Annotated in this window: 14 protein-coding genes; 4 read left to right on the top strand and 10 right to left on the bottom strand. The window is 71.1% G+C overall.

Annotation, left to right across the window (positions count from 1 at the left end):
- The first annotated feature begins 40 nt into the window (after positions 1-40).
- The 4 genes from D456_RS0109095 to D456_RS0109080 all read left to right on the top strand — a co-directional run bounded on the left by D456_RS0109095 (position 41) and on the right by D456_RS0109080 (position 3,132).
- Positions 41-994 (top strand): ICP22 family protein, encoded by a 954-nt coding sequence (locus tag D456_RS0109095; protein ID WP_017575862.1) that lies wholly within the window; start codon positions 41-43, stop codon positions 992-994.
- A 220-nt stretch (positions 995-1,214) separates the two neighbouring features.
- Positions 1,215-2,294 (top strand): hypothetical protein, encoded by a 1,080-nt coding sequence (locus D456_RS0109090; RefSeq protein WP_020480248.1) that lies wholly within the window; start codon positions 1,215-1,217, stop codon positions 2,292-2,294.
- Positions 2,295-2,481: 187 nt separating this feature from the next.
- Positions 2,482-2,652, top strand: a complete 171-nt coding sequence (locus D456_RS27070; protein ID WP_017575861.1) for a hypothetical protein — start codon at positions 2,482-2,484, stop codon at positions 2,650-2,652.
- Positions 2,653-2,895: 243 nt separating this feature from the next.
- The gene (locus D456_RS0109080; RefSeq protein WP_152442518.1) at positions 2,896-3,132 is read left to right on the top strand and encodes a hypothetical protein; all 237 of its coding nucleotides are present in this window, start codon (positions 2,896-2,898) and stop codon (positions 3,130-3,132) included.
- Positions 3,133-3,261: 129 nt separating this feature from the next.
- Here the strand turns inward: D456_RS0109080 and D456_RS0109075 are convergent, their stop codons facing one another.
- The 10 genes from D456_RS0109075 to nuoH all read right to left on the bottom strand — a co-directional run bounded on the left by D456_RS0109075 (position 3,262) and on the right by nuoH (position 14,332).
- Positions 3,262-3,792, bottom strand: coding sequence for a hypothetical protein (locus D456_RS0109075; protein WP_017575859.1), 531 nt, complete (start codon positions 3,790-3,792; stop codon positions 3,262-3,264).
- A 42-nt stretch (positions 3,793-3,834) separates the two neighbouring features.
- A complete protein-coding gene (locus D456_RS0109070) occupies positions 3,835-4,542 on the bottom strand; it encodes a hypothetical protein (protein WP_017575858.1) in 708 nt (235 codons plus the stop codon).
- Between the two features lie 251 nt (positions 4,543-4,793).
- Positions 4,794-5,798, bottom strand: a complete 1,005-nt coding sequence (locus D456_RS0109065; RefSeq protein WP_026115712.1) for a polyprenyl synthetase family protein — start codon at positions 5,796-5,798, stop codon at positions 4,794-4,796.
- A 152-nt stretch (positions 5,799-5,950) separates the two neighbouring features.
- A complete protein-coding gene (nuoN, locus tag D456_RS0109060; RefSeq protein WP_017575856.1) occupies positions 5,951-7,609 on the bottom strand; it encodes an NADH-quinone oxidoreductase subunit NuoN in 1,659 nt (552 codons plus the stop codon).
- A complete protein-coding gene (locus D456_RS0109055) occupies positions 7,606-9,246 on the bottom strand; it encodes an NADH-quinone oxidoreductase subunit M (protein WP_017575855.1) in 1,641 nt (546 codons plus the stop codon). Before D456_RS0109055 ends, nuoN begins: the two co-directional genes overlap by 4 nt.
- Positions 9,247-11,190 carry an NADH-quinone oxidoreductase subunit L gene (gene nuoL, locus D456_RS0109050; protein ID WP_017575854.1) on the bottom strand — a complete coding sequence of 648 codons (1,944 nt, stop codon included), beginning with the start codon at positions 11,188-11,190 and terminating at the stop codon, positions 9,247-9,249. It lies immediately after the preceding gene.
- Between the two features lie 17 nt (positions 11,191-11,207).
- Complete coding sequence (gene nuoK / locus D456_RS0109045; protein ID WP_017575853.1) at positions 11,208-11,507, bottom strand: NADH-quinone oxidoreductase subunit NuoK; 300 nt, start codon at positions 11,505-11,507, stop codon at positions 11,208-11,210.
- Positions 11,495-12,472, bottom strand: a complete 978-nt coding sequence (locus tag D456_RS0109040; protein ID WP_017575852.1) for an NADH-quinone oxidoreductase subunit J — start codon at positions 12,470-12,472, stop codon at positions 11,495-11,497. Before D456_RS0109040 ends, nuoK begins: the two co-directional genes overlap by 13 nt.
- Complete coding sequence (gene nuoI, locus D456_RS0109035) at positions 12,469-13,017, bottom strand: NADH-quinone oxidoreductase subunit NuoI (RefSeq protein ID WP_017575851.1); 549 nt, start codon at positions 13,015-13,017, stop codon at positions 12,469-12,471. The genes D456_RS0109040 and nuoI overlap by 4 nt, the downstream gene beginning before the upstream one ends.
- On the bottom strand, positions 13,010-14,332 hold the full coding sequence (gene nuoH / locus D456_RS0109030; RefSeq protein WP_230480078.1) for an NADH-quinone oxidoreductase subunit NuoH: 1,323 nt from the start codon (positions 14,330-14,332) through the stop codon (positions 13,010-13,012). Before nuoH ends, nuoI begins: the two co-directional genes overlap by 8 nt.
- Positions 14,333-14,371 lie beyond the last annotated feature (39 nt).

Raw genomic sequence — 14,371 nt, 5'->3', positions numbered from 1 at the left:
ACATCCGCGCAGACCGTAGTGCTCCCCGGAGGGTCCTCCCATGCCCGACACCGGCCGCGCGGCCCACGCCCCTCGCGTGGCCACCGCCGTGCACCCGGTCGTGGCGGCCCTCCTGATCCCCCTGCTGGCCTTCTTCTTCCTCACCGCGCTGTGGCTCCTGGGGAGCGGTCCCGCCCACGCGCTCGACCTGGACGGGGGTGTGGAGGGTTCCGAGGCCGGCGGCCCCGCCCCGGGCACCGAGGGCAGCGCCGGTGGGACAGGGTCTGCGGAGACCCCGGAGCCGGACTCCGACGGCGCCGCCGAGGGCCGAAATACCGAAGCCCCCCTGGACACACTCGTCCCGAGCGGGGTCACCGGTGAGGTGACCGTCCCCGTGACCGACACCCTCGGCTCCGTGCACCAGCGCATCGGGGATCCCGTGTCGGAACCCGGCGGCGGGCTCTCCGGGGCCGGGCTCCCCGTCGCGGAGATCGGCGAGGGCGCACGCCGCGCCGTCGAAGGCCTCGGCCGGGAGGAGAGCGTCGTCCCCGGTTCGGGCCTGACCTCCGTCATCACCGGTGAGGGGTCCCCCGCGCCCGACGCCGCCTCCGAGGACCGCGCCGAGAGCGCCGTCCGCGATCACGGCACCGGTGACGCCTGCGACACCGAACGCGACCATCGCGCCTCGGAGCGCACCGCACCGGAGGACCCCGGCGCCGCCCCCAGGACCGCCACCGGCACCACGACGGTGCCCGGCGGGGCCACCGACTCCGGCACCGACACGGTCTCGAAGGCCGGTGCTGGCTCCGACACGGGCGAACCGCGCCTCTCCCATCCGGCCTCGGCGCCGGCCGTCTCCGCCCAGACGGCGGGCCCGGCCGCGCCCGCCGTCGCCGGGTTCCTGCCTTCCGCCCCGGTCACCGGGCCCGCTTCCACCGCGGTCCGCCCGTGGTCGACCGCTCCGCACGGGGTGCCCGCCGGCCCGGTCGAGGACCCCACGGTCTTCCCCGACTAGACGGCCCGACGACGCAGCGCACGCCCGCGAGGACCGTCCCAGTTCCTGTCCCCTCGCCTGGGGGCTGACCTGAGTCCCGTGCCCGACGCTCACGGGGTTCACGTCAGCCGGTGGTCCAGTGCGTCTCCGACACGCCTACCGGCTGCTGCCCCGGCCGCCCCACACAGCGCGGCCGCCCCGAACACACCACGCACCACTGTTCGTCCAGGAAGGAAGACCCATGCCGCAGTACCGCCTCTTCACCGCGAGGACGGCCCTGCTCGCCGCGAGCACGGCCGGTTTCGTCGCCCTCGGTTCCGGGTTCGCCGGCGCCGGCACCCTCGAGTCCGCCACCCAGGAGGTCGCCCCCGCAGTGGAGCGGACCCTGATGGAGAACGTCGCGCCCACCGTCAACAGCCTCGTCCCCCAGGGCACGGGCAACGCTGCCGGGGGCGCACTCGACGAGCTCCAGCAGACCGCGAACGACCCCGACAAGCCCGCACCGGACCTCGGGGAGGCCCTGCCGGAGAGCGGGGATCGCATCGTCACCCCGGTGGGGGACGCGCCCAACCCGCTTCCCGTGGCCGCAGACACGCTCGCCGAGGGTCAGGAGATGACCGGCCTGGACGGCGACCCCTACGACACCGCGGGCCACCGGGCCGGGGAAGCCGTGGAGGAGACCGCACACGGGGCCGGGGACCGCCTCGAGGAGAGCGCCCGCGGCGCGGGTCAGGGCCTGGAGGAGACCGTGACCACGGTCGTCCCGCAGGCGGCCCGCACCTTCGTGGACGTGCGCGACCAGGTCGTCCCGCAGGTCTCGGACCTGGAGCGGGTCCCGGCTCTGCCCGGTGAGGCCGCCGACCGCGTCGGCGCTGAGGAGCCGCCGACGGTTCCGCAGTCCGCACAGGAGAGCCCGGGCCTGGCCGGGACGGCCGAGGCGGCGACCGACGGCCTCACCCCGGAGGGTGTCGAGACCTTCTCCCTCAGCGGTCCGGCCGCCGACACCGACGTGCGCCTGACCGACGGTGAACTCGACCCGGCGCTGGAGGCGGTCGAGCCCGTCACAGGACAGGTCGGGCAGACCCTCCCCCAGTCCTCGGAACTGGGGCTCCCGCAGGTCGCCGAGGGGGTGGACACCGGAACCGCCGAGGACCTCGTCGACGGGCTGAGCCGGGGCACCGACCTCGTGCACGACATCGACCTCAGCGACCCCGTCAGCATCTCCGGGGGCACCGAGGCGCCCGAGACGCCCGAGGGCATGGTCGAGCACCCGACCGTCACCGACCTGCCCGGATCCGACGCCCTGCCCCTCGTGAGCTGAGCCCCGCGCCGGCCCGGCCCCGGCCCTGCGTCGCCGCCCGACGGGCTCGGGCGGCGACGCCTCGTGTACGTTTCGGGACCTTCGTCGCACAGAACCGGTGACGAACAACGCCGTTCCCGAGCACGAGTGACCTGAGTCATGATCGAATCAGGGTGACGTACCCGCGGTGGAAGGCAGGAGGACCGGGATGAACCCCGAGCGCGAGGACATCGACCCGGACGACGAACCACTGACCGAGGAGGAACAGCGGTTGGACGAGATCCAGGCGCGCGGCCTCCGGGAGCGACAGGCCGACCAGAAACGGGCCGGGCACCGGTTCGACCTGTTCGACGAGTCCGAGTGGGGTCCGAAGGAATAGGAGCACACGTCCCGGTGCCGAGCAGGGAGCGGCGAACGCATCCGCTCCTGCGGCACGCGGCCGGTCGCGTGGGGCGGTGGTGCACCGTCCTGGGCGCGTCCGCGTCCGGCCGATTCCGAGGACCTCCTGACAGAAGTCCCGTCCCGCTCTAACCTGGAGGCCTCTGCCTCCGGGCAGCCGAGGGACCGGACACGGTACAACTGCCCCGCCCGGCGCGGGGCCGTCACTCGTAACGGAGGAGTCGTGACGACGTTGAAGGAACCGCACGACGAGGAGGCCGGCCCGACGGACGGCCGGGACCGCGTGGCCGCGTTGGAACAGCACTCGGCCCCCGACCCGGACGCTCCCCTCACCCCGGCCGAGCGCCGTATGGAGGAGCGGATCGGTAAGTGGCTGGAACGGGGGCGTGCACGTGAGGAACGGGCCCGGGCCGCGGGGTTGAGCCGCGAAACCGCCCGGGAGTCCTGGACCTGGCGTTGACCGCACCGTCGGCACCGCTCCGAGGCTGAACCTCCACCGGGCCCGGGCCCCATCGGGGTCGTTGTCCGACCGTGCCCGGGCCCCTGTGCCCGCGGGGCACGCCCGTGCCGGCCCCCGTTCCTGCCCGGGTCAGTCGCCGGCCAGACGCTCCACGTAGGAGCGGTACTCGCGCAGCACCAGGCGTAGCGACTCCGTGTCCGTCCTTGCCCCCTCGCCGTCCCAGACCGCCCGCAGTTGTGCACGGCGGGCCTCGATACCCGCGACGACGGCATCGGCGACCTCCGCTGCCAGCGCGTCCGCCTCGCGTACCGCCCGTGCGGGGTCGTCGACGAACCCGCCTTGGGTGCCCGTCCACCGTTCCTTCAGCCCTTTCGGGTCCATGCCCTGCGGCGCGATACGCCACGGGTCCCCTTCCCACGGTCGGGCGGGTCCGCTCGGGTCCGGATCCGGCCGGTCCTTACGCGCGGGTTTGCGGCGCACGGGCCTGCGTGCGGGGCCGGAGCCCTGGGCAACGGCGCCGCCCGCGCCGGTGCCCTTCCTCTGTTCCGGTGCCTTCACCGCTCGCCCGGCCTCCCGGCCCACGGTCCCGTCCGGATGATCCGCACGGGAGACTTCCGTGCTGTCGCCGTCTCCCCTGTCTCCCGCCGGTCGCTCGACCATCGTGCGCCTCCTCCTCTCGACGCCGGCCCCGGCGCCTCTCGGTCACCGTTCCGCGGGTCCGGCGCCGCTCGCCGGCCCCTCCTCGTCCGTGGGCTGTTCTGCCGTGCCCGCCGGCCACTCGGCTCCCGCTGTGTGTTCGATCGCCGGCCGCTCGGCCGCCGCGCACACCGGCGTGTTCCCTTCCCGGGCGGGTCCGCCTTCCAGCAGCGCGGACACCAGTGCCCGGTAGGCCACCAACAGCCCACGCAGCTCCTCCGTGCGGGCCCGCTCGACATCGGCCGGACGCACGGCCGCGTGCGCGCGATGGAGTCCGGCGACCGCGCCGGGATGGTCCACGGACAGGTCCTTGGTACGCCGCTCGAACGCCCCGTCGCTCTCACCCCGGTCGGGGTAGCCCAGGTCGGCCGCGATCGTCCCGGACAGGCGCCGCGCGCTGCGGACCGCACCGGCCGGGTCGTCCACGAACCCCTGCTGTATCTCGGCCCAGGCCCGCGTGTGGCGTTCCCGTTGCCCGTCGGTGAGTTCGCGGAGGTCGGTGCTGGAGCGTTCCCTCAACCGTGCGGCGAGGTCGTGTTCGGCCGCTGCCGTGTCCCCGTGTTCCTGGACGGCGTGGTCGTACTCCTCGCCGAACCGTTCTCTGAGCCGGGCCGTACGCCGGGCGGGCAGGACGAACGCCCACAGCAGGTACGCCGTTCCCGCCCCGATGAGCACGGCCACGACCACGGCGGCGACGACGATTCCCGTGTCCACGGAGCACCTCCTGTGGCCCAGGGGTTGCCCCGGCAGGGGGCGGCCAAACGCCCGCCCCGGCCCCCGGGAAACCTGCCCCGCCGAAGGAGCAGGTCGGGGCGCGGGTGTCCGGAAGTCTGCAGAACTCTCACCGCCGGGCACGTTTGGCGGTCCGGCGGGGCCGGGCCCGTCCGCGGGGCCGACGATCTCCCGGGTCCCGCACATGCCGTGGGCCCCGGCACAGAAGCGCCGGGGCCCAGAAGACCGGGGTCTCAGCCGGTGCGTTCGACCACGTAGTCGCAGAGCGCCTCGAAGGCCGCGCGGGGGCGGCCCTCGGGCAGGGTCGCGAGTTCGGCGCGGGCCTTGTCGGCCCACCAGCGCAGCGTCGCGTCGGCCTCGGCCATGGCCGGGTGCGGACGCAGCAGCGCCAAGGCCTCCTCGGCCTCGGTCTCGTCGAGCGGGCGGCCCAGCAGGGAGCGCAGGCGCTCGTCTGCGGGGTCGGTCGAGCGCTGGGCGTAGAACATCGGGAGGGTGAGCACACCCTCGCGCAGGTCGGTTCCGGGGATCTTGCCGGAGTCGTCGGGGTTGCCGACCACGTCCAGGATGTCGTCGGCCAGCTGGAAGGCCATACCGAGGGCGTCGCTGGCGCGGGTCAGGGTCCCGGTGGTCTCCGGGTCGACCTTGCCGAACATCCCGCCGAACTCGGCGGAGGAGGCGATCAGCGACGCCGTCTTGTCGCTGATGACCTGCAGGTAGTGCTCGAGCGGGTCGGTGTCCCCCAGCGGGCCGGAGGTCTCGCGTACCTGCCCCTTGACCAGGCGGGCGAAGGTCTCGGCCTGCAGCCGGACGGCCTCGGTGCCCAGGTCGGCGAGCATCCTCGAGGCCTGCGCGAACACGTAGTCGCCGGTGAGGATGGCGATGCTGTTGCCCCAGCGCATGTTGGCGCTCGGACGTCCGCGGCGGATCTCCGCCTCGTCCATGACGTCGTCGTGGTAGAGCGTCGCCACGTGGGTGAGCTCGACGACCGCGGCGGCGGGGACGAGGTCGGGGCTGTTAGGGTCGCCGAAATGGGAGGCCAGCAGCACCAGCATCGCGCGGAAACGCTTGCCGCCCGCCTGCAGCAGGTGCGAAGCGGACTCGGTCAACAGCGGATCGGCCGAACTCACCGAGTCCTCGAGCAACTCCTCGACCTTGTCGAGGTCGTCCTGCACCTCACGGGCGAGGGACAAGTCGACTCTCGGCAGAGCGAGAAACCCGCTCGGGACAGCACCGCTCACCGTAAAGCTCCACCTGTTGAACGGGCACGTACACGGCTCCGAAGGGGGAATCCGCGACCGTGCACAGCACATGAACATGATCCGACTTGCCACGGTATCCGACCCGGAATGGTGAACCAAAGCCACCACCCGGGTCGGGGACCCTGGGGCGGTCAGGGCGCCGTGCGCTCCAGCGATGCCTCGTCCACCATGACCGCGGCCGGCTCCGGGCCCGCCTCGTCCGACGGCAGGAGGGTGTCGAGCACGGGCCCCGGGAACACGCCGAGTGTCAGGGTCGCGGCCACACCCACGGTGATGACACCGCCGGTGAGCATGCCCGCGGGCACGACGGTCGGGCCTTCCTCCTCCGAATCCCGGAAGAACATCACAACGATGATCCGGATGTAGAAGAACGCGGTCACCGCGCTGCTGAGCACACCCACGACCACCAGCGGGGTGGCCCCGGCCGCCACGGCTGCCTCGAACACTGCGAACTTGCCGATGAAGCCGCTGGTGAGCGGGATACCGGTGAAGGCGAGCAGGAACAGCGACAGCGCTCCCGCCAGGCCGGGGTGGCGCCGACCGAGCCCGGCCCAGCGCTCGATGTCGCCGAGCTCCTGGCCCCCGTCGCGGGTGCGCACCAGCGTCAGGACCGCGAAAGCGCCCAGGGTCGTGAAACCGTAGGCGGCCAGGTAGAACATGGCTCCGGCGAGCCCGTCCGTGCTGGCGGCGACCACGGCGGTGAGGATGAACCCGGCGTGCACCACCGAGGAGTAGGCCAGCAGGCGTTTGACGTCGCGCTGGGTGACGGCCACGATCGCGGCGACCACCATCGTCAGCACGGCGATGGTCCACAGCATGGGCTCCCACAGTTCCAGGGAGCCGCCGAAGGGCACGAAGAAGACCCGCAGCAGGGCGCCGAAAGCGGCCACCAGGGTGCAGGAGGCCATGAGCGCCGTGATGGGTGTGGGTGCACCCTGGTAGACGTCGGGTTTCCAGTTGTGGAAGGGCACCGCACCGACCTTGAACAGCAGGCCGATGGCCACGAGCCCGACCCCCATGAGCATCAGGGGCTCGCCGTTGCCGCCGTCGAAGGCCGGGGCGCCGCCGTTCTCCACGGCAGCGCGCACCTCGGCGAAGTTCACACTGCCCGCGTACCCGTAGACCATGGCGATCCCGAAGAGGAAGAACGCCGAGGAGAACGCGCCGAGCAGGAAGTACTTCACCGCTGCCTCCTGCGAGAAGAGGCGACGGCGGCGGGCCAGCCCGCACAGCAGGTACAGCGGCAGGCTCATCACCTCGAGGGCGATGAACATGGTGAGGAAGTCGTTCGCGGCCGGGAACATGAACATCCCCAGCACCGCGAACAGCACCAGCGGGTAGACCTCGGTGTGCTGGGAGCCCGCCATGATGTGGGCGCGCTCCTGTTCACTCCCGGGCACAGTGGCGGCCTGGGCGGCGAAGGCGTCCCGTCCGTCGCGGCGCTCGGTGATGAGCACGAGGCTGATGAGCGCCAGCACCGCGACGGTGCCCTGGAAGAACAGGACGACCCGGTCCACGGCCAGCACCCCGGCCACGAGTGTGGCGCCCTCCTCCGGCAGGCTCCCGGCCTGCAGGACGAACAGCACGAAAGTGGTCAGCAGGGCCAGGAACGCGACGGCGATCTGCAGACCGCGGCGCCGTGCGGCGGGCACGAAGGCCTCGAAGAGCACGGCGAGCACGCCGGCGCCGAACACGACCAGGAACGGGGCGAGCAGCCACCAGTCCAGGGTCGGCGCCTGTGTTGTGACGACGGGTCCGGAGAAACCCTCGTCGGTGTTGAGGGGGATCACTCCCGTCCTCCTTCCTCGGCGGTGGCGCCGTCAGCGGCCGGGGCATCCGCGGTGCCGATCTGCACGGTGCGCTCGACCGCGGGGTCGATCGCGTCGAGCATCGGCTGCGGGTACAGGCCGAACACGATGAGCAGGGCCAGCAGCGGGCCGACCGCCCACTTCTCCCGCACGTTCAGGTCCTTCAGACCGGAGAGCCGCTCCGGGGTGGGGCCGGTCATGGTGCGCTGGTACATCCACAGGACGTAGAGCGCGGCCAGCACCACACCGAGGACGGCGATCACGGCTGCGACGGGACTGAAGGCGTAGGCCCCGATGAGCACCAGGAACTCGCTGACGAAGGGCGCCAGCCCCGGCAGTCCCAGACCGGCCAGACCGGCCACGAGGAAGGCCCCCGCCAGCACCGGGGCGACCTTCTGCACTCCGCCGTAGTCGGCGATCTCGGCGCTGCCGCGGCGGGAGACGAGGAAACCCACCACGAGGAACAGGGCGCCGGTCGCGAAACCGTGGTTGACCATGTACAGGGCCGCACCGGCCTGGGCCTGCTCTGTCAGGGCGAAGATCCCCAGTGTGATGAACCCGAAGTGGGACACCGACGTGTAGGCGACCAGGCGCATCATGTCATTCTGGCCGATCGCGAGGATCGCGCCGTAGACGATGCTGACCAGGCTCAGCGCGACGACGGGCCACACGAACGCGGACACCGCCGAGGGGAACAGTTCCAGGCAGTAGCGGAGCATGCCGTAGGTGCCGACCTTGTCGAGCACGCCGACGAGCAGCACCGCCGTGCCGGGCCGGGAGGCCTGCGCGGCGTCGGGCAGCCAGGTGTGTACCGGCCACATCGGCGCCTTGATCGCGAAGGCGATGAAGAACCCGAGGAACAGCCACACGGCCAGTTCCGTGTCGATGCCGGCCAGGGCCCCGCCGGATCCGGTGAGCTCGGTCCACAGGAAGGTCCCGCCGGCGACGTAGACGCCGATGACGGCGACCAGCATGATGAGTCCGCCGGCCAGGCTGTACAGCAGGAACTTGACCGCGGCCCGGGCCCGCTGCTCGCCCCGGCCGTAGCGCCCGATCATGAAGTAGACCGGGATCAGCATGGCCTCGAAGAAGACGTAGAACAGGAACACGTCCGCGGCGGCGAAGACGCCGACCATCATGGCCTGCAGGGCCAGGATGAGCGCGAAGTACCCGGCGCCGCCGTCCTGTCGATCCTCGTGCTCGCGCCAGGCGGCGAGCATGACCAGGGGCACGAGAACCGCCGAGAGCAGAATCAGCACCAGGGCGATGCCGTCGACACCGACCGCGTAGTGCACGCCGAAGCGCGGGATCCAGTCGTGGGTCTGCTCGAACTGCAGCCCGGAGGCGCCCGTGTCGAAACGCAGGGCCATGGCCACGACCACGGCCAGGGTCGCCAGGGAGAACCCGAACGCGGCGCGTTTGGCGTTCTCGGCACCGGCGGACGCCGACCGCTGGGCGGGGCGGACCCGGGTGATGGTGTCGGTGCCTCCGCCGGCGGCGGCCTCGGCCCGGTTCGTCTGTGCCGTGTCGGCCGCAGGTGTCCGGGACCGGGACAGCGCCCAGACGGCGACCGCGCCGATCGCGGGAAGCGCGATCGCGATGGTGAGCCAGGGGATCATTTACAACCTCACAGCCAGCGTCGCGGCGACGATGACGGCGCCGAAGAGCATGGTGAGCGCGTAGCTCCGGGCGAACCCGGTCTGCGCCCGGCCCAGCCCGGACGAGGAATCGCGGACCCCGGCCCCGAGGCCGTTGACCGCGGCGTCGACGACCTTGTCCTCGATCACGACCAGGGCCTTGGTGAGGACCTGGCCGGGGCGCATGACCAGGCCTTCGTTGATCTCGTTGCCGTACAGCTCCCTACTGGCGGCGACGGTGACGAGGTTGCCCTTCGGGGCGGTCTCGACCACCGGCTTACGCAGGTAGAGCGCCCAGGCCACGGCGACGCCGAGGACGAGGACGACCAGGGCCGCGAGGCCGTAGGGGGCGGTGAAGGCGTGGGCCACGTCGAAGTGGTGCACCTCGGCCCCGGTGGCGGGGGCGAGGAACGTGGCGAAGCGGTCGCCGAGCATGAGGAAGGCACCCAGGGCGAGCGAGCCGATGGCGAGCAGGACCATGGGCACGGTCATGTTCGCGGGTGACTCGTGGGGGTGCACGCCTTCCTCCCACCGCGGTTCGCCGAGGAAGGTCATGAAGACCATCCGCGACATGTAGAACGCGGTGAGCAGGGCGCCGAGGACGACGGCGCTGCCCAGGACCAGCCCGGTGGTACCGCCGACGCCGAAGGTGGCGGAGATGATGCTCTCCTTGGTCCACCAGCCCGACAGCAGCGGCACACCGATGATGGCGAGGTAGCCGACCCCGAAGGTGGCGAAGGTGATCGGCATCTTCGGGGCGAGTCCGCCGTAGCGCCGCATGTCCACGCCCTCGTTCATGGCGTGCATGACCGAACCGGCACCGAGGAACAGCCCGGCCTTGAAGAAGCCGTGCGTGATCAGGTGCGCGATGGCGGCGACGTAACCGACGGGGCCGAGGCCGGCGGCCAGGACCATCATGCCGATCTGGCTCATCGTGGACCCGGCCAGGGACTTCTTGATGTCGTCCTTGGCCGAGGCGATGATGCCGCCGGCGAGCATGGTGGCGGCGCCAACCGTGACGACCGCGGTCTGGGCGACCGGGGCGGCCTCGAAGATCGGGCCGGCGCGCACGATGAGGTACACACCGGCGGTGACCATGGTGGCCGCGTGGATGAGCGCGGACACCGGTGTGGGGCCCTCCATGGCGTCGAGCAGCCACGCCTGGAGCGGGAGCTGCGCGGACTTGCCGCAGGCGCCCAGGAGCAGCAGCAGGCCGACCGCGAGGAGGATGCCGTCGCCCGCGCCGGGTACGGCTGCGAAGACCTCGCTGAAGCTGATCGCTCCGAGCACGGCGAACATGATCATCATCGCCACGAGCAGGCCCAGGTCGCCGACCCGGTTGATGAGGAAGGCCTTCTTGGCTGCGGTGGCGGCCGAGGGTTTGTACTGCCAGAACCCGATGAGGAGGTAGGAGGCCAGGCCCACGCCCTCCCAGCCGAGGAAGAGCAGTACGAAGTTGTCCGCCAGCACCAGCACGAGCATTGCGGCGACGAACAGGTTGAGGTAGGCGAAGAAACGGCGCCGACCGGGGTCCTCGGCCATGTAGCCGATGGAGTACACGTGGATCAGTGAACCCACGAAGGTGATCAGCAGCACGAAGCTGATCGAGAGTGGGTCCACGAGGAGGTCGACCCCCGCCGAGAACCCGCCGACGGTGAACCACTCGTAGACGGGCACGGAGACGCTGCGTGCGTCGCCGGCCCGGCCGAGCAGATCGAAGAGGATCAGCACCGCCAGGACGAAGGAGGCCACCGGGAGGAGCGTCCCCAGCAGGTGGCCCCACTTGTCCGTGCGCCGGCCACCCAGCAGCAGGATCGCCGCGCCCGCGAGCGGGAGAGCGAACAGCAGCCAGGCGAACGACAGGACGGGGCTGCCGGCAGCGGTCGCCGCCGCGGGTTCGGCGGCGAGGTACGCGTGATGTGTCACAACTGCCACGTCGCCTTCTAGTTCTTGAGCAGGTTCGCGTCATCGAGCGACGCCGACCTGCGGGTCCGGAAGATCTGCATGATGATCGCGAGCCCCACGACCACCTCGGCTGCGGCGACGACCATCACGAAGAAGGCGATGACCTGCCCCTCGATGTCTCCGTGCATCCGGGCGAACGCGACGAACGCCAGGTTGCACGCGTTGAGCATGAGCTCCACGCACATGAAGACGATGATCGCGTTTCGGCGCACGAGGACGCCGACCGCGCCGATGGTGAACAGCAGCGCTGCGAGGACGATGTAGTTCATCGGGTCCACGAGGACTCGACCTCCTGCCCGTTGCCGTTCTCGTCGTGGCGGTAGGCCTCGCCGCTCTCGACGGTCCCGCCGTCGACGGTCGGGGTGCCCTGCTCCGGGTGCCCGGGGCCACCGTTGGCCGCCCCGATGGGTTCGGCGATCTTCAGGCTCGCCGGGTCGGAGCCGCTGCCGGCCAGCGCGGTCCGGCCGGCCAGCGCTTCCTCCGGCACGCTCGACTGGTGTTCGGGGTCGCGTGCGGTGAGGACCGGGTTGAGCGAGAGCTGGGAGACGGTGCCGTCCGGCAGCAGCGCGGGCATGTCGATCGCGTTGTGCCGGGCGTAGGTGCCGGGCCCGGGCAGCGGGGTCGGGTGGTCGCCGCGGATGCGGTCCTCCGACATCTCCCGCTGGGTTCGGCGCTTCTTGGTGCGGGAGGTGTGGGCCAGCACCATGGCGCCGAGCACGGCGGTGACCAGCAGTGCCGCCGTGGCCTCGAACGCGACCAGGTAGCGCAGGATCAGCTCACCGGCGATCCAGGGAATGCTGCCGCCCGCGGCGGCCGCTCCCCCGGCGATCCCGGCGGGGTCGCCGACGGTGATGCGGGTGATCCCGGTGACGAGGGCGCCGACGAAGGCCAGGGCGACGACGGCGGTCATGATCCGCTGCCCGCTGAGCGTCTCCACGAGGGAGTCCGAGGAACTGACTCCGACGAGCATCAGCACGAACAGGAACAGCATCAGGACCGCGCCGGTGTAGACGACGATCTGCACGACCATGAGGAACGGGGCCTCGTTGATGCCGTAGAAGATCGCCAGACCGACCATGGTCAGGGCCATCGACATGGCCGAGTGCACGGCCTTGCGGGAGAAGACCACGCCCAGGGCCCCGAGCACCGCGATGGTGCCCAGCACCCAGAAGACGCCGGCCTCCCCCGCACCGATGGGCGCGGCGAGGGTGGTCACGGGGACGGAGGGAACGAACGGGTTCAACGCAGGGCCTCCGCGTCCTCGGCCGTGCCCTGCGAGCCGTGCTCACCGCGCCCGGTGGCGTAGTAGTCCTGTTCGGTCTCCCCCAGGCGCATGGGGTGGGGCGGTTCCTCCATGCCCTCCTTGAGCGGGGCCAGGAGCTGTTCCTTGGTCCAGATCAGGCTCTGCCGGCTGTCGTCGGCGATCTCGTACTCGTTGGTCATGGTCAGGGCGCGCGTGGGGCACGCCTCGACGCAGAGGCCGCAGAGGATGCAGCGCAGGTAGTTGATCTGGTAGACGCGGCCGTAGCGCTCGCCGGGCGAGTACCGGTCGTCGTCAGTGTTGTCTCCGGCCTCCACGTAGATCGCGTCGGCCGGGCAGGCCCAGGCGCACAGTTCGCACCCGATGCACTTCTCCAGCCCGTCGGCCCAGCGGTTGAGCTGGTGCCGTCCGTGGAAGCGGGGCGCCGTGGGGCGCTTGACCTCCGGGTACTCGACGGTGGGCACCTTCTTGAACATGGTGTGGAAGGTGACACCGAATCCCTTCACGGGGTTGAGCCACTCAAGCACCGGAAACCTCCTCACCCTTCTCGTTGCGGTCGACAGCGCCGGCGGTGACGGCGTCGGCCGTCCTCGACGGTTCGGCGAGCACGCTGCTGCCGTAGTGCGATGCCGTGCTCGGGGGCACCGGGAACCCGCCGAAGGACGGGTCGCTGTGGGCCCGGCGCGCGTTCTCCGCGCGCCGTAGGGACTCCTCCGCGTGTTCGCGGCGCACATGGCGCAGCCAGGAGTAGAAAGCGGCGAGGGTGACCACGGTGAAGGCGGCCACGACCGCAGCGATGACCAGCGGGGAGGCGCCGTCGAGCACGAGCATGCGGACGACGGCCACGCCGGTGATCCACACGAGCTGGATGGGGATGAGCACTTTCCACCCGAGCTTCATGAGCTGGTCGTAGCGCACACGGGGCAGGCTGCCGCGGGCCCAGATGAACAGGAACATGACGGCGGCGAACTTGAGGAACCACCACAGGAAGGGCCACCAGCCCTCGTTCGCGCCGGCGAAGAGCGTGGAGACGCCGGGCGGGGCGTACCAGCCGCCGAGGAAGAGCGTCACCGACACCGCGGCGACGGTGCACATGTTGACGTACTCGGCGAGGAAGAACATCGTGAACTTCATCGACCCGTACTCGGTCATGAAGCCGCCGACGATCTCGCCCTCGCCTTCGGCCAGGTCGAACGGCAGACGGTTGGTCTCGCCGATCATCGTGACGATGTAGATGAGGAACGAGGGCAGCAGCAGGACCGCGAACCACACGTTCTCCTGGGCGGCGACGATCCCCGAGGTGGTGAGCGTGCCGGCCATGATGAAGACCGCCACGAACGACAGGCCCATGGCGATCTCGTAGCTGATGACCTGAGCGGAGGCACGCAGGCCGCCGAGCAGGGCGTACGGGGACTGGGAGGCCCATCCGCCGAGGACGAACCCGTAGACACCGAGCGCGGCGGTGGCCAGGACCAGGAGTGCGGCGATGGGCAGGTCGGTGAGCTGCAGCGGGGTCATGACCCCGAACATGTTCACCTCGGGGCCGAGCGGGATCACCGAGAACGCCAGGAACGCGGGGATCGCCGCGATCATGGGCGCCGCGATGTAGACGAACCGGTCGACCCCGCGCGGGATCACGTCCTCCTTGAGGGAGAGCTTGATGCCGTCGAACAGGGACTGCAGGAGCCCGAAGGGGCCCATGCGGTTGGGTCCGTGGCGCTGCTGCATGCGGCCCATGACCTTGCGGTCGGCCATGATCATCATGAGCACGCAGAGCATGAGGAAGACGAAGATCCCCAACGCCTTGATGGTGGTGATCCACCAGGGGTCGTTGCCGAACATCTCCAGGGTGCTCTCCGAGGCCAGATGGGCCACACGCGG

This window comes from Nocardiopsis kunsanensis DSM 44524, from assembly GCF_000340965.1.
Classification (GTDB): Bacteria; Actinomycetota; Actinomycetes; order Streptosporangiales; family Streptosporangiaceae; genus Nocardiopsis; species Nocardiopsis kunsanensis.
The sequence above is the reverse complement of the archived record's forward strand: the minus strand, read 5'-3'. Positions and strand labels throughout refer to the sequence as shown.

Coding starts and splice junctions, on each gene's coding strand:
- D456_RS0109095 (WP_017575862.1), top strand. CDS start 41: ATGCCCGACACCGGCCGCGCGGCCCACGCCCCTCGCGTGGCCACCGCC.
- D456_RS0109090 (WP_020480248.1), top strand. CDS start 1,215: ATGCCGCAGTACCGCCTCTTCACCGCGAGGACGGCCCTGCTCGCCGCG.
- D456_RS27070 (WP_017575861.1), top strand. CDS start 2,482: ATGAACCCCGAGCGCGAGGACATCGACCCGGACGACGAACCACTGACC.
- D456_RS0109075 (WP_017575859.1), bottom strand. CDS start 3,792: ATGGTCGAGCGACCGGCGGGAGACAGGGGAGACGGCGACAGCACGGAA.
- D456_RS0109055 (WP_017575855.1), bottom strand. CDS start 9,246: ATGATCCCCTGGCTCACCATCGCGATCGCGCTTCCCGCGATCGGCGCG.
- nuoH (WP_230480078.1), bottom strand. CDS start 14,332: ATGTTCGGCAACGACCCCTGGTGGATCACCACCATCAAGGCGTTGGGG.